18 protein-coding genes are annotated in these 25,878 nt (G+C 72.1%); 13 read left to right on the top strand and 5 right to left on the bottom strand.

Features of this window, described 5'->3' with window-relative positions; translation table 11 throughout:
* The first annotated feature begins 136 nt into the window (after nt 1-136).
* Together MQE23_RS21340 and MQE23_RS21335 are read left to right on the top strand one after the other, a co-directional pair.
* Complete coding sequence (locus MQE23_RS21340; RefSeq protein WP_243382700.1) at nt 137-1,057, top strand: hypothetical protein; 921 nt, start codon at nt 137-139, stop codon at nt 1,055-1,057.
* Complete coding sequence (locus MQE23_RS21335; protein ID WP_243379917.1) at nt 1,054-1,581, top strand: ABA4-like family protein; 528 nt, start codon at nt 1,054-1,056, stop codon at nt 1,579-1,581. The genes MQE23_RS21340 and MQE23_RS21335 overlap by 4 nt, the downstream gene beginning before the upstream one ends.
* On the opposite strand, the gene MQE23_RS21330 is transcribed toward MQE23_RS21335, so the two are convergent.
* From MQE23_RS21330 to MQE23_RS21320, 3 genes are read right to left on the bottom strand one after another with little or no spacing between them, the layout of a single operon-like run.
* The gene (locus MQE23_RS21330; protein WP_243379915.1) at nt 1,491-2,897 is read right to left on the bottom strand and encodes a hypothetical protein; all 1,407 of its coding nucleotides are present in this window, start codon (nt 2,895-2,897) and stop codon (nt 1,491-1,493) included. The two genes, MQE23_RS21335 and MQE23_RS21330, sit on opposite strands and share 91 nt — an antisense overlap.
* Nucleotides 2,894-3,346 (bottom strand): hypothetical protein, encoded by a 453-nt coding sequence (locus MQE23_RS21325; protein ID WP_243379914.1) that lies wholly within the window; start codon nt 3,344-3,346, stop codon nt 2,894-2,896. The genes MQE23_RS21330 and MQE23_RS21325 overlap by 4 nt, the downstream gene beginning before the upstream one ends.
* A gap of 5 nt (nt 3,347-3,351) precedes the next feature.
* Complete coding sequence (locus MQE23_RS21320; RefSeq protein WP_243379912.1) at nt 3,352-4,191, bottom strand: glycoside hydrolase family 16 protein; 840 nt, start codon at nt 4,189-4,191, stop codon at nt 3,352-3,354.
* A 302-nt stretch (nt 4,192-4,493) separates the two neighbouring features.
* Here MQE23_RS21320 and MQE23_RS21315 point away from each other — a divergent pair, with 302 nt between their 5' ends.
* Entirely contained in the window at nt 4,494-8,303 is a 3,810-nt protein-coding gene (locus MQE23_RS21315) for a WD40 repeat domain-containing protein (protein ID WP_243379910.1), read from the top strand.
* 6 nt (nt 8,304-8,309) lie between these two features.
* Here the strand turns inward: MQE23_RS21315 and MQE23_RS21310 are convergent, their stop codons facing one another.
* The gene (locus MQE23_RS21310; RefSeq protein WP_020271386.1) at nt 8,310-9,230 is read right to left on the bottom strand and encodes a hypothetical protein; all 921 of its coding nucleotides are present in this window, start codon (nt 9,228-9,230) and stop codon (nt 8,310-8,312) included.
* Nucleotides 9,231-9,627: 397 nt separating this feature from the next.
* Between MQE23_RS21310 and MQE23_RS21305 the strand changes: the two genes are divergently transcribed.
* The 3 genes from MQE23_RS21305 to MQE23_RS21295 are packed head-to-tail and all read left to right on the top strand — an operon-like array spanning nt 9,628 to nt 14,016.
* The gene (locus tag MQE23_RS21305) at nt 9,628-11,667 is read left to right on the top strand and encodes an FAD-dependent oxidoreductase (protein WP_243379909.1); all 2,040 of its coding nucleotides are present in this window, start codon (nt 9,628-9,630) and stop codon (nt 11,665-11,667) included.
* The gene (locus tag MQE23_RS21300) at nt 11,664-13,514 is read left to right on the top strand and encodes a thiamine pyrophosphate-binding protein (RefSeq protein WP_020271388.1); all 1,851 of its coding nucleotides are present in this window, start codon (nt 11,664-11,666) and stop codon (nt 13,512-13,514) included. The genes MQE23_RS21305 and MQE23_RS21300 overlap by 4 nt, the downstream gene beginning before the upstream one ends.
* Nucleotides 13,507-14,016, top strand: a complete 510-nt coding sequence (locus tag MQE23_RS21295) for an inclusion body family protein (RefSeq protein WP_020271389.1) — start codon at nt 13,507-13,509, stop codon at nt 14,014-14,016. The genes MQE23_RS21300 and MQE23_RS21295 overlap by 8 nt, the downstream gene beginning before the upstream one ends.
* A gap of 10 nt (nt 14,017-14,026) precedes the next feature.
* Here the strand turns inward: MQE23_RS21295 and MQE23_RS21290 are convergent, their stop codons facing one another.
* Entirely contained in the window at nt 14,027-19,093 is a 5,067-nt protein-coding gene (locus MQE23_RS21290; RefSeq protein WP_243379907.1) for a caspase family protein, read from the bottom strand.
* 137 nt (nt 19,094-19,230) lie between these two features.
* Between MQE23_RS21290 and MQE23_RS21285 the strand changes: the two genes are divergently transcribed.
* The 7 genes from MQE23_RS21285 (at nt 19,231) to MQE23_RS21255 (ending at nt 25,753) form a co-directional block, all read left to right on the top strand.
* Nucleotides 19,231-19,794 carry a GNAT family N-acetyltransferase gene (locus MQE23_RS21285; RefSeq protein WP_243379906.1) on the top strand — a complete coding sequence of 188 codons (564 nt, stop codon included), beginning with the start codon at nt 19,231-19,233 and terminating at the stop codon, nt 19,792-19,794.
* 10 nt (nt 19,795-19,804) lie between these two features.
* Nucleotides 19,805-20,716, top strand: coding sequence for a LysR family transcriptional regulator (locus MQE23_RS21280; RefSeq protein ID WP_037669803.1), 912 nt, complete (start codon nt 19,805-19,807; stop codon nt 20,714-20,716).
* 167 nt (nt 20,717-20,883) lie between these two features.
* Complete coding sequence (locus MQE23_RS21275; protein ID WP_243379904.1) at nt 20,884-22,053, top strand: CoA transferase; 1,170 nt, start codon at nt 20,884-20,886, stop codon at nt 22,051-22,053.
* 19 nt (nt 22,054-22,072) lie between these two features.
* Complete coding sequence (locus tag MQE23_RS21270) at nt 22,073-22,849, top strand: crotonase/enoyl-CoA hydratase family protein (RefSeq protein WP_020273250.1); 777 nt, start codon at nt 22,073-22,075, stop codon at nt 22,847-22,849.
* A gap of 6 nt (nt 22,850-22,855) precedes the next feature.
* Complete coding sequence (locus MQE23_RS21265; RefSeq protein ID WP_243379903.1) at nt 22,856-23,602, top strand: acetoacetate decarboxylase; 747 nt, start codon at nt 22,856-22,858, stop codon at nt 23,600-23,602.
* The gene (locus MQE23_RS21260; protein ID WP_020273252.1) at nt 23,599-24,549 is read left to right on the top strand and encodes a 3-hydroxyacyl-CoA dehydrogenase NAD-binding domain-containing protein; all 951 of its coding nucleotides are present in this window, start codon (nt 23,599-23,601) and stop codon (nt 24,547-24,549) included. Before MQE23_RS21265 ends, MQE23_RS21260 begins: the two co-directional genes overlap by 4 nt.
* A gap of 1 nt (nt 24,550) precedes the next feature.
* Nucleotides 24,551-25,753: an acyl-CoA dehydrogenase family protein gene (locus MQE23_RS21255; protein WP_243379902.1), complete on the top strand. Its 1,203-nt coding sequence runs from the start codon at nt 24,551-24,553 to the stop codon at nt 25,751-25,753.
* The last annotated feature ends 125 nt before the right edge of the window (nt 25,754-25,878 follow it).

The following is a 25,878-nucleotide window of genomic DNA, read 5'->3' as shown; positions in this document are numbered from 1 at the left end:
CGGCTCCCATGATAGATAGTGGGGCTATCTGATAGCGGATAGTGCCGCTATCCGTTCACGTCGTCCAACTCAGGGGTGGGGCATGGTGTTCTTACGAACGTCCTGGCATCGGCCGCTGGTGGTGTTCGCGGCCGCGATGGCTCTCACGGCGGCCGGGTCCGCGGTGGGGCTCCTCGTCGATGACCGCGTCCTCGCGGGGGCGCCGATCTGGGCCAAGCCGTTCAAGTTCGCGGTGTCGTTCGTGGCGTACTGCCTGTCGCTCGCCTGGATGCTGTCGCTGCTCCCCGACCGGCGGCGCGTGGGCTGGTGGGCGGGGACCGTCGTCGCGCTGGCGAGCCTCGTCGAGATGGTGATCATCACCGGGCAGGTCGTCCGCGGCAAGCGCAGCCACTTCAACCACGAGACACCGTTCGACGAGGCGCTGTTCAACGCGATGGCCGTCACGGTCGTCGTCCTGTGGGCCGGCACGCTCGTCGTCGCCGTGCTGCTGCTGCGCGCCCGGATCGCCGACCGGGCGTCCGCCTGGGCGATGCGCTCCGGGGTCCTGCTGGCGCTGGCCGGGGCCGCCGTCGGCTTCCTGATGACCCAGCCTGCGCCGGGACAGCGGCGCGGTGTCTCCAAGGTGGTCGGCGCGCACAGTGTGGGCGTGCCGGACGGGGGTCCCTCGATGCCGCTGACCGGCTGGTCCACGACCGGCGGTGATCTGCGGATCCCGCACTTCTTCGGCATGCACGCGCTGCAGCTCCTGCCGCTGCTGCTCATGCTGCTGACCGTCCTCGCGCCGCGCTTCGCCTATCTCGCCGACGAGCGCATCCGGCTGCGTCTCGTGCTGGTCGCCTCGGCTGCGTACGCCGCCGTGTTCGCGCTGGTCCTCTGGCAGGCGTTGCGCGGTCAGTCGCTGATCCGTCCGGACGGGGCGACGCTGGGAGCGGCCGGGCTGATTCTGGTCGCCGTCGCTCTCGGGGTGTACGGGGCTCTGCGGACGGGCCGGATGTCCCGTGCATACGGGGCGACGGACGCGACGAGTGCTCCCGTATCGAAGGATCTCGTGTCATGACCGGATTCCTCTTCGAGCTCTCCTTCCTCCTGGCCGCGCCCGTCTGGCTGCTCATGATCTTCGCGCCGGCGTGGGGCCCGACCGCTCGTATCGCCGGGTCACCGTTGACCGTGCTGCCGGTGCTCTTCGTGTATCTCGCGCTCGCGGTACCGGTGTTCCCCGTGTTGTGGACCGCGGTCAGCAGTCCGGATCTCGGCAGCTTCCGCGAGCTGACGGCCCTGCCGGACGGTGCCGCTGCCGTCTGGGCGCAGGTCATCGCCTGGGACCTGCTGATCGGGCAGTGGATGTACCGGGAGGGCCGGCGGCTGGAGATCTCCGCCCTGCTGATGGGACCCCTGCTGGTTCTCACGGTCCTGCTCTCGCCGTTCGGGTTGCTGGTGTTCCTGGGGCTGCGTGCGGTGCGGGTGCGGCGGGCGGGGCGAGGGACGGATGGTCACCGTCGGACGACCGGCCGGAACGCGTCCCGTACGCCGGACTTGGACGTCGAGACGAACTGGTCGCCCGGTCCCAGGTCGTACATGTAGTACTCGTAGCGCAGGACACTCGGGCAGCTGCCGCCGCCGATCTGGACCGAGCGCGGGTCGAGGCGCTTGCCGGTGCGCAGTTCGTAGACCTTCAAGGGGATCTTGACCTTGTAGAAGGTCACTTGGTGGGGCAGGTACCTCGACTTGTCGTTCTCGTAGGAGCAGGTCTGCACGGCGGCCCCGTTCTCCGCCGCGCCCGCGCAGACCACGAGCGCGGCCCTGGCCGGGTCGCCGGTGCGCCAGGAGCCGGGGAGCTTGTCCGTGTACTCGGAGTCGCCGAGGAACAGGGCGCGGTGGCTGCCCTTGCGGTACGGCGGGGCTCCGCTGTACCTGGTGGGCCTGGAGCAGTATCCGGAGTCGGCGCCGGACGTGTTCTCGACCAGGCCGCGCACGTGGTCCAGTTCGATGGCGAGGGTGGCCTCGCGCACGCCGTCGCGGGCCTCGTCCGCGCGGGCGTCGTCGGGGTAGGTGTCGAGGAGCCGCTGGTAGTGGGTCCGCGCCTGCTGCCAGGCGTCCTCGGTCATCAGGTGGTCGGCGCAGCCCACCAGAGCGGCGGGTTCCGTGCGTGCCGCCGGACCGGCGGAGCGGTCCAGGACGTCGTGGCTGGGGCCGCGGTCGCGGAGCCAGGCGGTGAGGGCGGCGGTGTCGCAGGAGTCGTCGGTGGGCAGGCCGTCGAGGAAGGCGTCCAGGACCGTCCCTACGGTCCGCTCGTTGCCGGGCTCGTTGAGGACGCCGGCGAGCGTGCCGAAGCCCCGCCCCAGGTCCTCGGTGCTGCCCCGGCGCGCGGCGCGGGCCAGGGTGGCCGCCGCCCCGTCCAGCCGGTGGCACGCCTGCACCACCGCGTCGCCGGGTTCCACCACCGGCGCGCCCGCCAGGCGATGGCCCCACCACACCTCGCCCTGCGCGGCGACGGCCGCCTCGCAGTCGCCGTCCTCGCGGGCCTCGGTCACACGGCTCTCGATGCCGTACGCGTCGGCGCGGAGCAGTACGGCGGTCAGCACCACGGCGAGCGCGAGACCGAGCGTGCCCGCGCGCTGCCCGCGTCGTACGGCCTGCTCCGGGCGGCGACGGGCCAGGAACCAGCCGTGGGCGGTGCCCGCCGCCCACCACAGGAGCAGCAGGATCTCGTACCGCGTCCGGGCGGTGGAGGCGGTGAGGTCGAGGAGCACGGCCGTGCCGAGCACGGCGATCGCGGCCAGTCGCCACCGGCGCAGCAGCAGATAGCCGATGCCGAGCAGCGTGGCGTTGCCGAGGGCGACCGCCCAGGGGTCGGCGGGGACCGGGGGCCGCGGTGGGTCGTACGCGGGATAGGTCATGTCGTGGTCACCACCGGAGCCGGGGCGCGTACCGAGAAGTACCGGCGGCCCGTCTCGCCGCTCACGGTCCACAGGGCCGCGAGGTCGGCGAAGGCGATCAGGAACGCCGGGAGGCTGGGTGCCCCGGCGACCAGCGAGCCGAGGGAGGCGAAAAGCATCCCCAGGGCGGCGAAGGACAGGCACACGATGAGCGCCACACGGACCCAGAGGCGGCGGCCCCGCGCCAGGACGACGCAGGCGACCTGGAGTGCCGCCAGGCCCCAGCAGATCAGCGCCAGGAACCAGGCCATGGCCATCGGCATCAGCAGGTCCTGCCCGTGGTCCAGCTTGCTCTGGTTCTCGTCGATGACCGCCCAGCCGCCGAAGACGTTGCCGAGCGCGTGTCCGCCGGCCAGGACGAGGACGAAGATCAGGGACTTCGGCATGCGCGTCGTCGTGGAGTCCGGCATCGCGGTCACCTCACACTCTCGTTGTCCGGCAGGTCGTAGACCCGCGCCCAGTCCACTTCGTAGACGGCGCTCTGCAGGCCGTCCCCGTGGAAGTTGTCGAGCTGGATGGTCTGGTGCATCGACGGGGCGCACTGGATGCAGTCGCGGTCTGCGTTCGCGCCGCCGGAGAAGCGGAACCACTCCTCGCCGTCGATGAAGCCGCGCAGGTGCTCCGGGGTCCACTCGACGGCCACGTTGTGCCACCGCGACAGGTCCACCCCGCACTTGCAGGCGTGCTCCTGCTGTACGGGCACGTCCTCGGGGTGCGGGTAGTGCAGGAACGCCTCGGCGCACTTCTCGCCGGGAGCGCCGTTCTCCAGGTAGTCGTACTCGCCGTCCTCGGGGTGCTGGTTCGAGTCCGGCCACAGGATCAGCAGCGGGTGGTACTGCCGGCCGTTGTCGGGAGCGGTGGCCCGGGAGCGCACGCGTGCCTCCCATCTGCCGTACTTCTGGCCGTACTGCGAGGCGAGCCAGCCGGTGTCGCCGTCCGCCTCGCCGGTCATGCGCAGGACTCCGCCGACGACGCGGGTGTTGGCGTCGCAGCGGCGGCCGTTGTCGCTGTGGCCCGGCCAGCACTTGCCGGGGCCGCCGCCGGCCAGGCGCCACTTGGCGCGGTCCGGTACGGCGGGGGCGGCCTCGGAGCCGTAGCCGAACTCGTCCGACCACGCGGGGAGCGGGTCGCCCCAGTCGTACCGCTGTGCCGCGGTGCTCGCGGACCGGGGCGCTGTCGTCGCCGTGAGCGTCATGGTGAGTGCCGCCGCGCCCAGCCCCACGGCGAGGCGACGGGTGCGATGTCGTCCGTACATGGCTCTCCTCCAGTTTGTCGCGGGTGTGCGGACGCGGGGCGGCCCGTGCGGACGCGGGGCGGCCCGAACCCTCCCCTCGCAGGGCTCGGACCGCCGCCCCATGGACGTCCCGGCCGTCCTTCGGCCATTCGACCGCCGTGCGCCGTTGTTCGGCTGGCCCTCTCCCGGCACCGAACAACCCCGAGGCGTGAAACGGACCGTGTGGCCCGGAGGAAGCGTGAGGATCAAGTGAACGCCCGTGTCACGGACGCCGATACGGTCGAAGGTCGTGGAGGGCGTACGAGGCGAGGGGGGGCGGGCAGGTGCCGGGACAGACAGGGCCGGGTCGCGCCGAGGGGGAGCTGGATCCGGAAGCAGGGCCGGTGCAGCGGTTCGCCGCCGGGCTGCGTGCGCTGCGCGAGGCCGCGGGCAGGCCCACCTACCGGGAGATGGCCCGGCGGGCGCGGTACGGGGTGACGACGCTGTCGCAGGCGGCGGCCGGCAAGCAGCTGCCCACCCGCGCGGTGACGCTCGCCTACGTCAGGGCCTGCGGCGGGGACCTCGCCGAGTGGGAGCGGCGGTGGCGCGAGGCGTCGGAGGAACTGGCCGCCGAGAGCGCCGCCGAGGACACCGCCCGGCCGCCCTACCGGGGCCTGACCCGCTTCGAACCGGGCGACGCCGAACTGTTCTTCGGCCGCGACCGGCTCGTGGAGCGGCTCACCGAGCTGAACCGCAAGCACCGCTTCACCGCCGTCTTCGGCCCCTCCGGCAGCGGCAAGTCGTCGCTGCTGCGGGCGGGCCTGATCCCCCGGCTGCGGGCGCCCGACGACGATGACGCGCCGCCCGCGGCCGTACGGATCCTCACCCCGGGCGCGGACCCGCTGCGCACGCACGCCGAGCGGCTGGTGCCCGTACCGGACACCGACGCCGACACCTGGCTGATCGTCGACCAGTTCGAGGAGCTGTACACCCTCGGCGCCGACCCGGCCGACCGGGACGCCTTCATCGACCGGCTCGTCGCCGCCACCGCCGCCGACAGCAGGCTGCGCGTCGTCATCGCCGTGCGGGCCGACTTCCTCGGCCGGTGCGCCGAACACCCCGGTCTGACCGCCGCGTTGCAGGACGCCACGCTGCTCGCCGGGCCGATGAGCCGGGCGGAACTGCGGGAGGCCATCGTCCGCCCGGCCGCCGCGGCCGGACTGATCGTCGAACGCGCCCTGACCGACCGGCTCCTGGACGAGGTCGAGGGCGCACCCGGCGGGCTGCCGCTGATGTCGCACGCCCTGCTGGAGACCTGGCGCCACCGCAGCGGCCGGGCCCTGACCGAGGCGGCGTACGAGGCGGCCGGGGGACTGCACGGCGCCGTCGTACGGACGGCCGAGCAGGTGTACGGCGAACTGACCGAACAGCAAGCCGAGTTGGCGCGGCGGATCCTGCTGCGCCTCGTCGCGCCCGGCGACGGGACCGCCGACACGCGCCGCCCCACCGACCACACGGAGCTGGACTTCGGCGACCCCGCCGACACCCGGGTGGTCCTGGAACGGCTGGCCCGGGCCCGCCTCATCACCTTCGACGACGGCACCGCCGACCTCGCCCACGAGGCGCTCATCACCGCCTGGCCCCGGCTGCGCGCCTGGATCCACGCCGAACGCGACCGGCTGCGCGTCCACCGCGCACTGTCCGAGGCGGCCCGCACCTGGCGGGACCTCGGGCAGGAGAACGCCGCGCTCTACGCCGGCTCCCGGCTGTCCGCCGCCCGCGACGCCTTCCCGGCGGACGCCGCCGCCCCCGGCAGTGACGAACTGACCCCGCTGGAACGGCGGTTCCTCACCGCCTCGCTCCGCCGCCGGCACCGCGCCGCCCTCCTGCGCCGCACGGTCGTGGCCGTACTCGCCGCGCTCGCCCTGCTCGCCACCGGCACCGCGGTCGTCGCCCTCCAGGCCCGCGCCACCGCACAGGCCGAACGGGACGACGCCGTGTTCGGCGGGCTCACGGCCGAGGCGGACCGGGTCCGCGACACCCACGCCGGGCTGGCCGCCCGGCTCGACGTGGCCGCGTACCGCATGCGCTCCACCCCGGACCTGCGGACCCGGCTGGCCTCGGACGCGGGCCGGGTCCTGGCCACGCGGCTGCCCGGCCCCGACGGGGGCGGCAGCTCCGTGGCGTACGCGCCCGACGGCCGCACCCTGGCCGCCGGCGGCCACGACGGCACGGTCCGGCTGTGGGACACCGGCGGCAGGGCCATGGGCGCACCGCTGCGGTTCGGGACGGACCGGGTCGGCGCGGTCGCCTTCGCGCCAGGGGAACGCACCTTGCTGGCGGCCACCGGCGAGGGCGGCGTCATTCGCCTGTGGGACGTGCGGGACCGAAAGCACCCCCGTGCCCTCGGCCGCCCGCTGGTGAGCCACGGCGAGGAGAACATCGTCTCCGTCGCCTTCGCCCCCGACGGCCAGACCCTTGCCACGGCCGGCGACGACGGCACCGTACGCCTGTGGGACCTGACCGACCCGGCCCGCCCCGCGCCCGTCGGCAAGCCCGCCGCGGCCGACGACTCGCAGGACCGCAGCGTCCGCGCGGTCGCGTTCGCCCCGGACGGGAACACCCTGGCGACGGCGGGCTACGACGGCACCGTCCGCATGTGGCGGTACGGCGGGAGCGACGGCATCACACCGCTGGGCAAGCCCCTGCGCGCCCACACCGAGCCGGTCTGGACCCTGGCCTTCTCGCCCGACGGCCGCACGCTGGCCACCGCCGGCTTCGACGAGACCGTACGGCTGTGGGACGCGTCCCGCCCGGACCGGCTCACCTCGCTGGGCGAACCGCTCACCGGGCACACCGCGCCCGTCATGTCGGTCGCGTTCAGCCCCGACGGGGAGACCCTGGCGAGCGCGGGCGAGGACGACGCGCCGCTGCTGTGGAACGTGGCCAACCCGGCCTATCCACAGCGGCTCGGGGAGCCGCTGACCGGGCACACGGAGCCCGTGTGGGAGGTGGCCTTCAGCCCCGACGGCCGCACCCTCGCCAGCACCGGCGCCGACGGCGGCGTCCTGCTCTGGCACCGGCCGCCCGCGGTCCTCACGGACTTCACCAACCCGGTGACCGCCGTCGCCTACAGCCCCGACGGCCGCCTGCTCGCCGCCGCCAGCACCGACGACGGCCTGGTCCGCCTGTGGGACGTACGCCGCCCGGACCGCCCGCGCCGGCTGCCGCGGCCGCTCGCCCACGAGGACCGGGTGCTGGCCGTCGCGTTCGCGCCCGACGGCCGTACGGCGGTCAGCGGATCCGGGGACGGCACCGTACGCCTGTGGGACGTCTCCACGCCCGACCGCCCCGCCCCGCTCGGAGCACCCCTGCACGCACACGACGGGGGAGTCCTCGCCGTCGCCTTCGCGCCGGACGGCCGCACCCTGGCCACCGGCGGCGAGGACGACACGGTACGGCTGTGGGACGTACGGCGAGCGGACCGCCCCCGGCCGCTGGGCGCACGCCTGCGCGGCCACACGGACGCCGTCACCTCCGTGGCCTTCGCGCCGGACGGCCGCCTCCTGGCCACCGGCGCGGAGGACGCCACGGTTCGCCTGTGGCACGTGGACGGCGACGGGACGCGGGCCCGGCCCGCGGGCGCCGCCCTCACCGCACACAACGAGTCGGTCGAAGCGGTGGCCTTCGCCCCGGACGGCAGGACCCTGGCGACCGGCAGCGACGACCGCACGGTACGGCTGTGGGACGTACGGGACGTCGAACGAGGTGACCGCACACGCCCGTTGGGGAAGGAGCTGGCCGGACACCGTGCGGCGGTCCGGGCCCTGTCCTTCGCGCCGGACGGCAGGACGCTGGCGACCGGCAGCGGCGACCACACGGTCCGCCTGTGGGACGTGTCCGACCCGGCCCGGGCCGAGCCGGCCGGCCAGGAACTCACCGGCCACCTCGACACCGTCACCACCGTCGCGTTCAGCCCGCGCGGCGACGCCCTCGCCTCCGCCGGCTACGACCTGACGGCCCGGGTGTGGACGCTGGACGCGGACCGCGCGGCGCAGTACGTCTGTGCGCACACGGGCGGCGTCCTGACCCGGGCCGATTGGGAGGAGCATCTGCCGCAACTCCCCTACCGGGAGGCTTGCGGAGGGCGGTAGAGGTAATCACGGACGGGAGAACTTCAGTACGGCACCGTCCTTGTCGTGGGCGACGACGGTCGCTTTCAGGCCGTTTCCGAACCCGGCCTCACCGCCCGCGCCGCCGAACTGCATCAGGCCGCCCCCCGACTGGAAGGTGATGGAGTCGTCCGCCACGATGACGTGCACCTTCGTGCCCTTCGCCGTGATGTCCGCCGTGGAGGTCACCAGGACCTCGCACGCACCGTCCGAGCAGGCCGCGTAGTTCTTGCCGTCCGCGGCCTTGGGCAGCGGGCCGGTGGCGCCGGGCGCGGGCGAGTCGCCCTCCCCGGACGCCCCGTCGGGTTTCCAGCCCGGCGCGCACTGCTCGGCCTGCTCGTACGCCGCCGCGAGCCGCGGAATCCTCTTGGCCAGCGCGGGCAGGTCCGGCTGGGGCGGGGTGAGGGACTGGACCCGCCTGTCGACGTCCGCGACAGTGCTCTCGGCGTACTCGAGGCCCACCGCCGGTGACTGCGCTTCGAGTTCGTTCGCGACACTCCTGACCTTCTTCCGCAGGGCGTCGCGGAGCCGGTCGGCCGCGGGAACGCCCGACGCACCGATGGCCTCCAGGTCGCCGGCCACGGTGTCCACGTCCGCCGGTGTCGTGGAGAGGTAACTGAGGGCGCGGGCGTGGGCGAGCATCCCGGTCTCGTCGTCCGAGTCCCGGATCTCCTTCAGATCCGCGGCGCTCTCCTTCCGCAGGTTCCGGAGCGCGACCGTCGACTCGCACATGTCACCGGCCCACTCCACGAGTTCGGACGACGGCGACGGCGACGATGACGGCGACCGGGCCGGCTTCGGCTCGGCCGACGACCCGGCGGTCTTCTCGTCCGTCCCGCCCTCCCCGCAACCCCCGACGGCCAGCACCAGCCCGGCGACCATGACCGCGACGCTCCTGCTCCTGCCCATCCGACGACCCCTCTCCGTGCTGCGGCCCTTCCAGAGAGCCCAGTTCAGTCGCGGCGCGGATTGTTCAGCCACCCGGTCCGCTGCCCGAACAACGCGTCCGGTCGGTCGTCGGTGGCGGTTCCTGCTCGTCGCCTCCGCCCTGCTCGCCGGGGCGGGCCAGGGCATGGGCCGGCTCGGCGGCCTCTCCGACCTCAACTCGGATTTCCGCATTCCGCAAGTGAATTGGTGATGGGGGCCTTTTTGCGCCCCTTTACCTTCCGTCCCTGACGAATCTCCCGTATTTCGCAAAGGAATTCGAGCAAGTCGAAATCCCGTCAGGAAACGCGATCGCTGTTTTCCGGACTTTATGCGCGATAAAAACCGCGAAATCGTTTCGGCATATCTACGATCGCAAGCTATGACCGACTTACCCCGGGACGACTCGGCCGCCCGTGCCCGCTGGCAGACCTGCCTGAGGCTCGCCCGTGAACTCCTCCTCGTCGGGCCCGACGGCACCGACCTCAAACTCGGCTATCTGCACACCCTGATCGACACGGGCCGCCTCGGCCCCACCCCGCACCCGCGCAAGAAGATCCTCGTCATCGGCGCCGGCATCACCGGCCTCGTCGCCGGCCGGCTGCTCAAGGACGCCGGACACGACGTCACCATCCTGGAGGCCAACGCCGGCCGGGTCGGCGGACGCATCAAGACCTTCCGCGCCACCAAACACCAGCAGCCCTTCGACGACCCGGCCCAGTACGCCGAGGCCGGTGCCATGCGGCTGCCCGACTTCCACCCGCTCGTCCTCGCCCTGGTCGACAAACTCGGGCTCGGCCGCCGCCAGTTCTACAACGTGGACGTGGCCCCCGGCACCGGCAGCGGCCCCGACGTCCCCGTGCCCCCGGTGACGTACACCTCCTTCACCGGCCGCACCTGGACCTACGGCGACGACAGCCCCGGCTTCCGCGAACCCGACAAGCGCGGCAACTCCTGGATCCGCACCAACCGCACCCAGGTGAGGCGCGCCGACTACGCCGCCGGTCCAGAGCGGATCAACGAGGGCTTCCACCTCACCGACGACGAGGTCCGCGCCCCCGTCGTGAAGATGGTCGACGACGCCCTGGAGTGCGTGCGCGACTACTACTCCGACGTCGTCGACGGGCGGCGCGTCAACAAGCCCTTCGAGGAGTGGGTCGAGGGCTGGGCCCGGGTGATCCGCGACTTCGACGGCTACTCGATGGGCGGTTTCCTGCGCGACCACGCGGGGCTCAGCGACGAGGCGATCGAGGCCGTCGGAACGCTGGAGAACATGTCCTCGCGGCTGCACCTTTCGTTCTTCCACAGCTTCCTGAGCCGCAGCGACATCAACCCGGGTGTCCGCTACTGGGAGATACCCGGCGGCAGCTGGCGCCTGCCGCACGCCCTCCACCAGGGCCTGCGCGACGAGGTGCGGCTCGGCCACCGCATGATCCGCCTGGAGTACCACGACCCCAGCCGCGACACCGACCCCGAGGGCACCGGCGCGGTCGGACCCGACGGCTGGGGCGTGGCCGTGCAGACCGTCGCCGAGAACGATCCACAGGCCCCGCCGCGCCTGTGGACGGCCGACCTGGCGATCGTCACCATCCCGTTCTCCGCCCTGCGCTTCGTGGAGATCGTCCCCTCGATGTCGTACAAGAAGCGCCGCGCGATCATCGAGACCCACTACGACCAGGCCACCAAGGTGCTGCTGGAGTTCAGCCACCGCTGGTGGGAGTTCACCGAGGCCGACTGGCGCGACGAACTCGACCGCATCGCGCCCGGCCTGTACGAGTACTACCGACCGGGCGGCCAGGCGGACGCAGAACCCGACCTCACGTTCGCCGGGTCGGGCACCGGCCTGCTGGCGGCCGCCGTCAAGGACAGCAGCGTCACCGAGGAGATGCGGCAGCTCAACAGCACCCTGCCGCTGCGCGGCCCCGCCGTCCGCCCCGCCACCCACTGCTTCGGAGGGGGCTCGGCCACCGACAACCCCAACCGGTTCATGTACTACCCGTCGCACCGGGTCGAGGGCAGCACCGGCGGCGTCGTGCTCGCCTCGTACTGCTGGTCCGACGACGCCGCCCGCTGGGACTCCATGCGCAGTTCGGAGCGCTACGTCTACGCCCTGCGCAACCTCCAGGCCCTGCACGGCCGCCGCATCGAGGTGTTCTTCACCGGACGCGGCGCCACCCAGAGCTGGGCCCGCGACCCGTACGCCTTCGGCGAGGCCGCCATCTACACCGCGCACCAGATGACCAGCTTCCACCTCGACGTCTCCCGGCCCGAAGGCCCCGTGCACTTCGCCGGAGAGCACACCTCCCTCAAGCACGCCTGGATCGAGGGCGCCCTGGAGAGCGCCGTGCGTGCCGCCCTCGCCGTCCACCAGGCCCCGCCGGTCACCACCCCGGGCGCGGACCGGGACGGGGGCCACTCGTGAGCGCGATCGACCCCGGGTGCACGGTCGCCCGCTACCTCGCCCTGCGCCTGGCCGAACTGGGCATCACCCACCTCTTCGGCGTCCCCGGCAACCACCTCGGCCCGTTCCTGACCACCCTGCGGGCCGAGGGCGACATCGAGTGGGTCGGCACCCCCACCGAGGGCGGCGCCGGCCAGGCCGCCGACGCCTACGCCCGGATCCACGGCATCGGCGCCGCCGCCGTCACCTACAGCGTCGGCGCGTTCAACCTCCTCAACGCCTGCGGCGGCGCCTACGTCGAACAGGTCCCGCTGGTCGCCGTCAACGCCTCCCCGCCCTACGAGCAGTGGCAGAACTACCGGGCTGTCGGCCTGCTCACCTCGCACATGAGCCCCCGCCCGGAGAGCAACCTGGACGTCTACCGGCAGGTCACCGTGGACGCCCAGGTCATCTCCAACCCGGGTCTCGCCCCCGGCCAGATCGACGCCGCGCTCACCGCGTGCCTCTCCGAGCGCCGGCCGGTCTACCTGGAGGTCATGGAGGACCTCTGGGACGAGCCCTGCCCCGGCCCTGAGGCGCCGATCGTCCCCCGGGAGCGGCCGTTCAGCGCGCGCAACCAGCCCATGCTGGACCACGCCGTGCAGGCGGTCCTCGGCCTGGTCGAGGAGCACCCCGGCCCGGACGGCAGGCCACGCCCGATCGTCTGGGCCGGCGAGGAGATCGACCGGTTCGGCCTCGGCGGGCAGCTCACCGACCTGGTGGAGGCGACGGGCGTGCCGTTCTGCACCACCGTCGGCGCCAAGGCCGTCGTCGACGAGGACCTGCAGCAGTTCCACGGTGTCTACAACGGCGGCGCCAGTCACCCGGACGTGCACGCCGTCTTCAAGGACTGGGCCACCTGCCGCATCGGGCTCGGCGCCTGGTCCACGTCGAAGAACCTCGGCGGGGAGCAGTGCGTCGGCGGCGACTGGGTGATGGCCGCGCACGGCGGCATCAGCGTCGGCACCTCCTACTTCCCCGACGTCCAGCTCACCTGGCTGCTGCCCGCCCTCCAGGACGCGCTGGTGAAGACGTACGGCTCAGGAGGCCTGGCCGCCGACTACTACGCGGAGTCCTACGCCCACCACGGGCCGCGCGGCGACCGCCCCGCGGCCCTCGAACACCACCGCGCCTCACTCCGCGCCGCCGGTTCGGCCGCCCCGCACGGGGCCGGCCGGCGCCTCACCTACGACGCCGTCTTCGACCGGGTCAACCACTTCCTCAACCACGAGACACGGGAGGACTGGACGGTCGTCTCCGACGCCGCGTTCTCCCTCATCGGCTCGATGAACCTGTCCCTGCCCGCGGGCGGGTTCCTCTCGCAGGTCAGCTGGCTGTCCATCGGCTGGTCGGTCGGGGCGGCCACCGGCGCCGCGCTCGCCCCCGAGCGCGGCGCCGCCCGCCCGATGGTGTTCGTCGGCGACGGCGCCTTCCAGGAGACCTGCCAGGAAATCTCCACGCACACCCGGCACGGGCTGCGGTCGGTGGTGTTCGTCATGGACAACGGCCACTTCTACGGCGTCGAGCAGATGCTGGTGCATCCGCGGTACTACGCCGACGAGGACGCCACCGAAGCGGACTTCTACAACGTCCTCCACCCCTGGCACTACGACCGTCTCGCGGACGTCTTCGCCGGCAAACACACCCCGGCGCACGGCGTCACCGTCGCGCACACCGCGGAACTCGACGACCTCCTGGACCGCCTCACCGACCCGTCCGACCCGCTCAACGCGGGCCCGCTCCTGGTCCGCGTCCACCTGCACCGCCACGACTACCCGAGGGCGATGGCCTACAAGGTGCCCACGAAGAAGGAGCAGCAGCATGGCTGAACTCAACGTACTGATCTCGTTCGACGCGGCCACCATCGTCGAACGGAACCCCAACGCGTCCCGCAACCCCGACGCGCCCACGCAGGTCGACCCGCGCCTGATCTACATGACCACCCGCCACGATCACATCATCGGCACGTCGGGCGCCGAGCTGAACCTGCGCGCCGAACCAGGGGACTTCATCAAGTGGCGCGAGACGACCCTGTCGCTCGGCAGCGAGTACAAGGCCCTGCTCTACCGGTACGTCAGCAGCGACAGTCAGTACCAGCTCATCAAGCCGCCGACGATCGAGGTGGTCAGCGGCATCTACCCCCTGCCGAAGGAGGGCACCGAGGGCAGGCCGGAGTTCGAGACCCAGCGTTACCAGGACCACTACTGGCGCACGACCGTGAAACAGCCCGGCAAGGTCACCTACCACTTCTACTTCCAGATCCTGGACCGCCACCGCCAGTTGAAGGGCTACTTCCAGTGGGATCCCTTCATCACCATCGAGGACTCCTGACGCCGGCGCATCAGAGCCGGAGACCGAACAGCCCCGCGTAGATCTCCAGGCGCCGGCATACCCACTCGGGCGTCTCACCCACCGCACGGGCACAGCGTTCGATCCGGTCCTGCCCGACCGGGCCGGTCAGTGCGGGAAGTCGCCCGTCGAGGCCCTCGGAGAGGATCGCCAGGTCCTGCCAGCCGGGCACGACGTCCGGTACGTCGGTGACCGACGGGGGTGACGCCTCCAGGGCGAGGTACGGAGTGATGCGCCGTTCCCAGGTGTGCCGTACCGGCTCACCGAGGCGGCCGGCGATGCCGACCAGGTCGAGCGGGTGCAGCGGATCCCCGGGCGCGGAGACGCGGTACGCCGGGTCGACCGCCACGGCGTCGTGGGCGGTGGGCACGTCGTCCGGCAGGGCGGCCTCCGCCTCCGCGGACAGCTCCGGCACGAGCGCCCCGATGGCACGCAGGGGAGCCAGCGCCCGGTAGGCCGCCCGCGCACCGAGATTGCGTGCGCGGGCGTAGCCCACGAGACGCGCCGCGGTGAGCGGGATCCAGCGAGGGGTCTCGAACCACTCGTAGTCGACGTCCTCGTGCGGGCCCGCGTCGACCAGCGCCGCTATCTCGTCGTACGTCGGGACGAACATCCGCAGCGCCTCGGGCGGGCGCGGAGCCACGAGCCCGGCGTCCAGCCCCAGGTTGCGGGCCTCCCGGTGCGCGGTGTCCCACAGGACCGACAGCCGCTGCCGGAGCCGTTGGCTGGCGGTGAACAGCACGGCCGAGGTGGCCGGCACGGGATAGTCGGCACCGTCCCAGTTGGGATCCTCCCCGGAGAACGCGTATCTGCTGGGCGTGGGCAGCTCGTCCCAGGCGCGCAGCAGGCTTCCGGCGTCGGGGATGTCCACCCCTGCCTCTCGCAACTCGTCCGCGTACCAGGACATTTCCTCCCACGGCGTGTTGTGGGAGCGGACCGACGCGAGGTCCCGGAGCGAGACGCCGTTCTCCAGGCGGATGTCCGACTGGTGGAGCCACCGGACGAGTTGGGCGACGTCGGGTGAGGGGAACACGTCCCGTCCGGGCGACCGCCTGGTGTAGCGCCGTCGGTGGTCCACTCCGAGCTTCTCCGTCTCACGGGCCAGGAGGCGTTCGGCCTCCCACACGGAGAGATCGTGCTCCGCGGCCACTTCGATGGTGGCGGCCCAGGGCAGCACGGGGCGGCCGCCGGCGCGGGGGACGAGGTAGGTGCGCAGGACGCCGAGCAGCTCGGCCGGTACGGCGCCCCAGCGTGCGGTCAGAACCGGGTCGGGTACGGGGCGGCCCAGCCAGCCGAAGCCGGCCATGCGCCGTTGCGCCTCGCCCGTGTCGAGGCCCGTGGCGTCGGCCACCACCGGCACGTCCCAGGGGTGGACGGCGGGCCGCCAGTCGTACTTGTCCTCCCGGAGGTAGAGGAGCTTCAGCTCGTCGTCGGTGCAGACGTGGTCCCGGTGGTGGTCCGGGACGGTGCCCAGCGGCCTGCCCACGAACGGCGCGTACCGGGCGCACACCTCGGCCAGCTCGCCGAGCGGCCTCTGGAACATGGCGGAGGCGCGGGCGATGCCGGAGAGGTCCTCGGGCGGGTGCCGGTAGTGAATGTCGTCGCCCGCCCGCCGCTTGGCCACACGGCTCCCCCAGGGGGCGGCGAAGCCGTCCAGCGGATCACGCTTCCTGCCGAGGAGCCCGGTCGTGACGTACCAGTCGGTGATGCCGGGTTCCCAGTCCAGGTCGCCGTCACCGAGGACGGCCGGCCCGGCCAGCTGCGGATGCGCGATGCGCAGGCCTCGCGTCGCGCGGAGCACCTCCGCCACGGTCGTGTTCTGCGCGTCGGCCATCCGGACCGCGACCCGCCAGTCGCCCTCGACCTTCTCCGCGATGTCAGCCCAGCCCGGCTGCGGTACCGGGTGGCCCGAGAGGGACAGCGGCGGCGCTGTGTGCCGGTCGCGGTGCTCGGAACCGAGGGCGGCCAGCCGCCAGGGCCGGACCAGCCTGGAGGCCTCCTCCCCCTCCCTGTGGCCGCGCCCGCCGTGCACGCCGCCGTCCAGCCTGAACCAGCCGAGTTCGTCAAGGTCGATCCGCCGGCCGTGGCCGAGCGACGCGCGTACCCCGTGGCCCCGCAGAACCTCCCACAGGACGCGGGCGATCGAGGACTCGCGCGACTCCATGCTCCACAGCCACTCCAGACCTGGCGTCTCCTGGCCGAGGAACGCCCGGGCACCCTGCCGGAACTGCTCCTGCGCCCAGAGGACGTCGTACCTCTCCAGCTTCTTGCGGTTGACGCTGAGTTCGCCCGCGTGCGCGCCCGACAGATTGAGCACGTACCCGAAGGGCCGCTGGTCCGTGGCGATGCCGTCGCAGACGATCGCTCCCTTGTCGGAGACCCACCACAGCGTGCCCGGCACCGCCTCGACGGCGAACCGGGTGGAGAACGCGCCGGGTTCCTCACCGGACTTGAGGTCCCCGGGCAGCCAGATCTCCTCGGTGCCGTCCTGGTCGCGCACCTCCAGCAGGAACTCGCTGATCAGGACCAGCGAGCGCAGCACCGACACGGCGGAGCCCCCGGGCAGCGCCCCGGCACGGCGCAGGTGCAGCCGGACGCGCGTGCCGCCCTCGGGCAGTGCCGTGCCGTCGCGTTCGTCCTCCTCCCGGACCCGGAAGAGGCTGCCGCTGACGGGGATCTCGACGCGCAGCGCCTTTTCGGCCGGGCGGCCGTCCGTGCCGACCGGCCGGGTCACGAGGGTCATCTCGTCGGCGAGCATGAAGTAGCTGAAGACGCCGATGCCGAAACGGCTGTTGGGGTAGAGCCGCAGCGAGCTGTCGTGCCGGAGCCAGGCGGCCTGCTCCCGGCGGAAGGCGTGGGACTGGTCGAAGCGGCGGCCGGCCCGGGTGAAGGTGTTCTTGAGCTGGTCGACGGTCATGCCGACGCCGTTGTCGACGCACTCGACGTAGCGTCCGCGGCTGTCCTCGCCCGTCTCGATACGGATCCGGCCCGCCCAGGGCACCGGATCCCGGCCGAGGTCCCGCAGGTACCGGACGCGCATCTCCCGGTAACGGCAGGCGTCCATGGCGTTCTGGTACAGCTCCCGCAGGGCGAGTTCGGGCTCGCCGTCGTACAGCTTGTCGCCCATCAGCAGGCGGCGGATCTCCGTCTGCGCCAGTGAGAAACGGGCGAGCGGCACGTCGTAGGCGTCCGTGCCGTCCGGGCGGTCCGGCCGGAGGCCGTGGTCGGACAGCCGCGCGGGGAGTCCCCGGAGCAGTTCGGCCTCGTCCTGCGGAAGGCGGCGGGCCGACTCGCGCAGCAGGTGACCGAGGTCGTCGGCGTCCTCGACGACGGCGGCCAGTGCGGCGTGCAGCGCCGGATGCGGGCAGACCGCGTCCAGATGCAGATACGAGGCAGCGCTTCCGTCCCGGTCGGGGACCCAGTAGGCGTCCCGGAACACGGTGATCACCTCGCGCGGCAGCACCGGGTCGGAGACGGCGAGATGTTCGGCCAGGACCTCGGGCAGGCACCGGGTGTCGAAGGCGAGCAGCCCCGCGAGCCGCAGCAGCGCCGCGAGGGGCCGCACGCGCAGGCGCCACGGTGTCCTGCGGACGACGTGCCGGTCCGGCGGCAGCCGCTCGTCCTCCGGCGGGGCCCCGAGGGCGAGGCCCGCGGCGACCGTGCGCAGCGCCTGGGACAGCGCCTCCGCCCGGCCGCCGAGCCGCTCACCCGCGGCCGGCGGTGCAACGTCGAGGAGCCGGGCCGTGAAGCGGTCGGCGAACAGCGCGGGCACGGCCTCCTCGTCCGTCGCGAACCGCTCTTCGATCCAGCGGTGCACCAGCCACAGCGTGACGGCGTGCCGGTCGTCCGCGGGGTCCCCGAGCCAGCGGTACGAGTCCGTGAGCTTCTCGGTGATCTGGGGATAGTGCTCGGTGATCTGCTCGTAGTGCCGCCGCTGGTCGTCGGCCTCGTCGTCACGCCACACCAGCCGCGGACGGAATCCGGCGGCCTGGCCCAGCCGCTCCGCCCAGGCCGTCTCGTGCAACAGGACACCGGCGATCAGCGCGGTGACCTCCAGGGCGGACAGTTCGGCGCCCTTGGGCAGCAGCAGGGGGAGGCGGTCGCTCAGCAGCCGGACCGGATACTCGTCGTCGGTCCACGGGTCGGGCAGCCGCCGCTGGGCGTGGTGGACGTGTCGGGCGGCCTGCGTGGCCAGCGCGGACAGACAGTCCTGGAAATGCGCCACGGTGCCCGCGTCGCACTCCTGGACCCGTTCCCACAGGGCCGGTGTGCGCACGGCGTCCTGCCACGCCTCCAGCAGCCCTCTGCCCTCGGCGACCACCAGGGACTTGGTGCGCTCCGCCAGGTCGGTGCCGTAGTGGATCAGAACCTGCTGCGGTCCGGCCTGCGCCTCGACCGCGAGTGCCCGCGTGCCGTGCTTGGCCTTCTCGTACACCTGCTCGACCGTTGTGGCCTCGGTCAGCGGGTCGAAGGCCCGGGCGAGCGCCGCCGTGAAGAAACTGCCCGTCTTCGCGCCGCCGCTGAGCTCGCCGGGGCCGCAGCTCGTCATCATGGCGAAGCCGCTGTGCGGGGGCCCCTTGACGACGTTGCTGCCGAAGACACCGCCTCGCCCGGCGTCCGCCGCGCGGCAGGCGTCGATCAGCCACAGCACGGTGCCGGCACGGCAGTTGGCCAGATACCGGCTGATGTCGGCCTCCAGGAGCGATTCCCGTACGTGGGGCCGCTCCCACCCGGCCGCATCGTCACCGTCGTCGGCGGGGGCACGGGCGTCGGCGGGCACCAGGTAGTCGGTGGTGCCGATCCGCACGCCGTGCCCGGTGAAGTAGAGGAGCAGGGTGCTGCCGGGCGGCGCGCTCGCGGACACCTCGGAGACGCGCTCGGTGATCTCGTTCCGGGTGGGATCCGCCAGCGCCTGCACCTCGTAGCCGCTGCCCTCCAGGGAGGCGCGCAGGACATGCAGATCGGCATCGACCGTCGCAGCCAGCGAGGGCAGCACACGCTCCGCCCCCGGGTTCTCGCCCACCCCGATGAGCAGGGCAATACGCCTGTCGTCCGCCACTCGTTCCCCCGGTTCCCCCTCCGACCTGCCCCAAGAGTTTCCATCAGGCGAGGACGCGGCGGGGTCGGATCGGTCAAGTGCGTTACGGGCAGCAGTCCTCACGGATCGTCATCGGACGGTTGTGCGACGATCCTCGGGTGAATGACCTGCTCCTCCGCCCGGCCACCGAGGCCGACCTGGCCGCCCTCGTCCGCCTCCGTGACGACGCGGCCCGCTGGATGCTGGCCCGCGGTATCACCGGGCAGTGGCGGCCGGGGGAGTTGGGCGAGGAGCACTTCCGCCGGGTCATGGCGCATGGCGAGGTGTGGCTCGCGGAGGCCGGCGGGCGCGTCGGCGGAGCCTGGGAGCTGTGGTGGGAGGACGAAACCGCCTGGGGGCCGCAGCCGCCCGTGGCCGGGTACGTGCACCGGCTCATGGTGGACCGGAGCACCGCCCCGCCCGGGACAGGGCGACTGCTGCTGGAGGCCGCGGAACACCGGGTGGCCGAGGCCGGACGGACCCGGGTCCGCCTGGACTGCCTGGCGGGCAACGCACAGCTCAACGCCTACTACCGGGACGCCGGTTACCGCGTCGTCGGCCACAAGGAGGGCAAACCGCAGCCGGGCGGGGCGCCCAAGTCCTTCACGCTGATGGAGAAGGAGCTGATGGAGAAGGAACTCTCCGGTCCCACGGCCCCGGGGACCGAAAGCCCCAGCGGTTAGGGTGAACCGCGTGGAGCTCCTGCACCTGCGTTATTTCGTCGCCGTCGCCCAAGAACTGAACTTCTCCACCGCGGCCCGCAAACTGCACATGGCCGCCTCCCCGTTGAGCAGGCGGATCAAGGATCTCGAGAACGAACTCGGACACCGGCTGTTCGACCGCGACACCCACCACGTGCGGCTCACCCCGGCCGGCAGCGCGCTGCTGCCGATCGCCCGCGGGGTCCTGGAGCAGGTCGACTCCATCCAGTGGCGGCTGGACGAGACGACCCGGCCGCGGCGGACCACCCTGCTGCTCGGTGTCCCCAGCGGCATCCATCCGGACCTGCGCGCACGGATGGCCGCCCTCGCCGAGCGGGTCGGCGACCGGTTCGAGATCAAACGCTGGCCGGGCGGCACCGAGCGGCTGGTCGACGCGGTGTGCGACGGCAGACTGGCACTGACCCTCGCCCGGCTCCCGGTCGGCGGCGACCCGGCGCTGGAACAGCTGCCGGTGATGTCGGAGCGGCTCGGCGCGGTCGTGCCCAGGGACCGGTTCGCGGGGCGGGAGTCGGTCGCCCTGGCGGAACTGTCCGGACTCGCCTACGCGGGCTCGCCCACGGCCGTGACCAACGCGTATTTCCGCGGTCTCGACCAGCAGCTGGCCGAGCTCGGCATCAAGAAACGGATCGAAATCGGCAGCGCGACGTTCGAGGGAGTCTCCGAGATAGTGTCCAGCGGCCTGGCTTTCTCGATTTCCATGCTGGATCCGCGGAGCCCTGTGCAGAATTACCGTCTCGACAATGTGACCGTCCTTCCCTTCTCGGATTTCCATCCCCGACTGGAGACCGGCCTGCTTTGGCGCAAGGATCGGGCGCACGGCGGTGACCTGGAGGAAGTCGTCGCCGCCGCCCGCGAGATCTTCGCTGAGCCGCTCCACACCTGACCCATCCCAAGCATTCGAAAAATATTCACCAAAGGCGGTATGACCACTGCGGTCATACCGCCTTTCGTTTATTGGTCACTCCATTTGTTTCCGTTCTCCAGCTCCTCCTTGCTAACTTAGTTTCCAGATACACATACATAGCGAAGCGAGGAGTTGAAGGAAAAGCGATGACGGACATCACGGACACCGCCACCGGCCCCCTGGAAGGCATCCGCGTGATCGACCTGTCGACCGTGGTGATGGGCCCCTACGCGGCACAGATCCTCGGCGACCTGGGCGCCGACGTGATCAAGATCGAGTCGCCCGCCGACACCGTACGCGTGGGCCACTACCGCACCACGCCGGGCATGACCCCGCTGAACCTCAACGTCAACCGCAACAAGCGCAGCGTCGCCCTCAACCTCAAGGACGACACCGACCGCGAGCGAGCACTGAAGCTGATCGACACCGCGGACGTGCTGATCACCAACATGCGGCCGGGCGCACTGCACCGCCTCGGCCTGTCCCACGACGACATCGCCGTCCGCAACCCGGGCCTCGTCTACGCGCACGCCCAGGGCTTCCGCAGCGACTCGGACCGGGCGGGCAACGCCGCCTACGACGAGACCGTGCAGGCCGCGTCCGGCCTGGTCGACATCGCCGACCGGGCGCTGGGCGAGCCCGTCTACCTGCCGACCATCATCGGCGACAAGGTCTCCTCCCTGACCATCGCCTACAGCGTGCTCGCCGCCCTGCTGCACCGGAACAGGACCGGACAGGGCCAGCTCGTCGAGATCCCGATGACCGACACCCTGATCGCGTTCAACCTGGTCGAGCACCTGGCGGGGCACACCCACGTGCCCGAGACCGGTTCCACCGGCTTCCCCCTGTCGATGCTGAAGGGCCACAAGGCGGTGCGCACCAAGGACGGCCTGGCCTGCGTCATCCCGTACAACCCGCAGAACTACCGGGACTTCTTCACCGCCGCCGGACGCCCGGACCTCGCCGAGGACCCGCGCGTCAACGGGGACGCCGTCGACAGCGCCGACCACGAGGACCTCGCAGCCCTGGTCGACGCCTGCGCCCCGGCGCTGACCACCGAGGAGTGGGCGGAGGTGTGCGCCAAGCACAGCATCCCGATGGCCCCGGTGCTGGAACTGGACCGCGCCCACGAGGACCCCTACGTCCAGGGCGGCCACCTGCTCGACACCGTCGAGCACCCGACCGAGGGCACCGTCCGCACCATCGGCATCCCGCTGCGCTTCTCCGCCACGCCCGGCTCGATCCGCCGCCTGGCGCCGGTCGCCGGTCAGGACACCGAGGACGTCCTCGCCGAGCTCGACACCGCCGCCCGCTGACCGTCACAGGAGGACAGCCATGAGCACCCCCACCACCCCCGTCGTACGCACCGAACGGATCGGCTCCACCCTGCTGATCACCCTCGACCGCCCCGAGGCCCGCAACGCCGTGAACGCCGCGGTCGCCACCGGCCTGACCGCCGCACTGGACGAACTGGAGGCCGACCCCGAGCTGCGGGCCGGCGTCCTGACCGGCGAGGGCGGCACGTTCAGCGCCGGCATGGACCTCAAGGCCGCGCTGCGCGGCGAGTCGCCCGAGGTCGAAGGCCGTGGCTTCGGCGGACTGACCGAGGCCGGACCGGCCAAGCCCCTGATCGCCGCCGTGGAGGGCTATGCCATGGGCGGCGGCTTCGAACTGGCCCTGGCCTGCGACCTGATCGTCGCGGCCGAGGACGCCCGGTTCGGGCTGCCCGAGGTCAAGCGCGGGCTGATCGCCGCGGGCGGCGGCGTGATCCGGCTGCCCAAGCGCATCCCGCACCACCTGGCCATGGAACTCCTGCTGACCGGTGATCCCGTCGACGGCCGCCGCGCCGGTGAACTGGGCCTGGCCAACCGGGTCACGGCCTCCGGCCAGGCCGTCGCCGAGGCGCTCCGGCTGGCCGAACGGCTCGCGGAGAACGCCCCGCTCGCGCTCGCGGCCGTCAAGCGCGTCGTCCGCGCCGCCGACGGAACGCCCGACGCCGACGCCTTCGCCTTCCAGCGCGGGGAGATGAAGACGCTGATGGCCTCGGCGGACGTACGCGAGGGCATGACCGCCTTCGCCGAGCGCCGCCCCGCGCGGTGGACGGGACGGTGAGCCGCCATGCAGGCCGAGGACGTACGACAGCACCTCACCACCCCGCTCACCAGCCCGGCGTACGCGCCGGCGGTCCCCCGGTTCACCGACCGGGAGTACCTCAACGTCGTCTACCGCACCGACCCCGACGCGCTGCGGGCCGTCGTCCCCGAACCGCTGCGGATCGGTGAACCCCTGGCCCGGTTCGAGGTCATGAAGATGGGCGACGTCAGCGGCTACGGCCCCTACACGGAGGCCGGCCAGGCGATCCCCGTCTCCTTCGAGGGCGAGCAGGGCGAGTACCTGCACGCCATGTACCTCGACAACTTCCCGGCGACCGCCTCCGGCCGCGAGGTCTCCGCCTACCCGAAGGTGCTCGGCTCCCCGTCGCTCACCGTCGACTCCGGCGCGCTCGTCGGCACCCTCGACCACGGCAGCCTGCGGGTCGCCACCGCGACCATGGGCTACAAGCACCACGAGCTGGACCGGCGCGAGGCCGAGGCACAGATCACCGTGCCGACCTTCATGCTCAAGACCATTCCCGGCTACGACGGGCTGCCCCGGGTGCAGGAACTCGTCCGCACGCGCATCACCGACGTCACCGTCAAGGAGGCCTGGACCGGGCCCGCCCGACTCCAGCTCTTCGCGCACGTGCTCGCCCCGCTGGCCGACCTGCCGGTGCTGGAGGTCGTCTCCGCGAGCCACATCCTCACCGACCTGACGCTGTCCGGCGCCGAGCCGGTCCACGACTACCTGAAGGGAGCCGCGTCATGACCCGCACCTTCCGTACGGCCGCGGTGATCGGCGCCGGGACCATCGGCCTGTCCTGGACGGCACTGTTCGCCGCCCACGGCCTGACCGTCCGGGTGAGCGACCCGCGACCGGACCTCGCCGAGGCCGTGGACGAGGCCCTCGCGCAGTCCGCCCCGCACCTGGCCGCCCGCGGCCTGGACGTGACGGACCTCGCCGGCCGGGTGCACATCGCCGCCGGTGTCACCGAGGCGGTCCGGGACGCGGACGTCGTCCAGGAGAACGGCCCCGAGCGCGTCGAGTTCAAGCAGGACCTGTTCGCCGGCCTGGCCCGGGAGGCACCCGGCCACGCGCTGCTGCTCAGCTCCTCGTCGGCCATCCCGTCGACCGAGTTCACCAAGGAGCTGGCCGACGAAGACGCCGCCCGCGTCCTGATCGGCCACCCCTTCAACCCGCCGCACCTCGTCCCGCTCGTCGAGGTCGTGCCCGGCGAACGCACCGGCGAGGACGCCGTACGGGCCGCCGTCGACTTCTACACCTCCGTCGGCCGCACCCCGGTCGTCGAACGCAAGGAGATCCCCGGCTTCGTCGGGAACCGGCTGCAGAACGCCCTCAGCCGCGAGGCGGTGTACCTCGTCGAGCAGGGCGTGGTGACGCCCGAGGAACTCGACACGGTGATGACCAACTCGCTGGGCCTGCGCTGGGCCACGGTCGGGCCGTTCCTCGGCTCGCACCTGGGCGGCGGACCCGGCGGCTACCGGCACCTGGCCGAGCACATCGGCCCCTCGATGAAGCGGATGTGGGCGAGCCTCGGCACCCCGTCACAGAACCAGGCCCAGCAGGAACGGCTCATCGCAGCCGTGGAACAGGCCTACGGCTCCGCCGCGTACCCGGAACTCACCGAGACCCGCGACCGCAGGCAACTCGCCGTCCTGTCCGCCCTGGACAGCGCCGACAAGGAGGAGAACTGAGATGACCACCGCCATGGAACCGCTCGAAGACCAGCTCACCGCGGACTTCTACGCCTACGAGGCGCTGCTGCCGGACGAGGAGCGCAAGATACTCCTCAGGGCCCGCGCCCTCATGCGCGACGAGATCAAGCCGCTGGTCAACGCCAACTGGGCCAAGGGCGAATTCCCCCGGGAACTCGTCGGCATCTTCCGCGACAGCGGCCTCGCGGGCCTGCCCTACGAGGGCTACGGCGAGCACCGGCCCGCCGTCTCCAACCTGCTCAGCGGCATGCTGGCGATGGAACTGAGCCGCACCGACGCCTCGGTGGCCACCTTCTTCGGCGTCCACAACGGCCTCGCGATGTACTCCGTCCAGTCCGGCGGCGACCAGGAGCAGCGCGACCGCTGGCTCCCGGAGATGGCCGCGATGGACAAGATCGGCGCGTTCGCCATGACCGAGCCGCTCGGCGGCTCCGACGTCGCGGGCGGCATGCGCACCACCGCCAAGCGCGAGGGCGACACCTGGATCCTGAACGGCGCCAAGAAGTGGATCGGCAACGCGACCTTCGCCGACTACGTCGTGGTGTGGGCGCGGGATGCCGACGACAACCACGTCAAGGGCTTCGTCGTCGAGAAGGGCACGCCCGGCTTCGAACCGGCGAAGATCGAGGGCAAGATCGCCTTCCGGATCGTCGAGAACGCCGAGATCACTCTCACCGACGTCCGGGTGCCGGAGGCGAACCGCCTCCAGAACATCAACTCCTTCCGCGACGTCGCCGAGATCCTGCGCGCCACGCGCAGCGGGGTGGCCTGGCAGGCGCTGGGCGTCATGACCGGCGCCTACGAACTGGCCCTCGACTACGCGCGTGAGCGGCGGCAGTTCGGCCGTCCGATCGGCGGTTTCCAGCTCGTGCAGGACCTGCTGGTCAAGAGCCTGGGCAACATCACCGCCTCGTGGGGCATGCTCGTGCAGCTCGCCCGGCTGCAGGACGCCGGCGTCTTCCGCGACGAACACTCCTCCCTGGCCAAGGCGTTCGTCACCGCGCGGATGCGGGAGGTCGTGGCCTGGAGCCGGGAGATCTTCGGCGGCAACGGAATCCTCCTGGATCACGACATCGCGCGCTTCTTCGCCGATGCGGAGGCGATCTACTCCTTCGAGGGCACGCGCGAGATGAACACCCTGATCGTCGGCAAGGCGATCACGGGCCAGAGCGCGTTCGTGTGACGCGGACCAACCAGGTCAGGACGAAGCAACCCCAGGTCTTGGACCTGGGGTTTCGTCATGCTCGGCGGCGTCGCCCGACTGTCCGGTTCGGGTGTTTCACTGAACAGCTGTGAGTGGGACCCTGA

This window comes from Streptomyces sp. HP-A2021 (assembly GCF_022807935.1).
In the GTDB taxonomy this organism is placed as follows: Bacteria; Actinomycetota; Actinomycetes; order Streptomycetales; family Streptomycetaceae; genus Streptomyces; species Streptomyces afghaniensis.
This window is presented reverse-complemented; position numbering and strand designations above follow the sequence as displayed.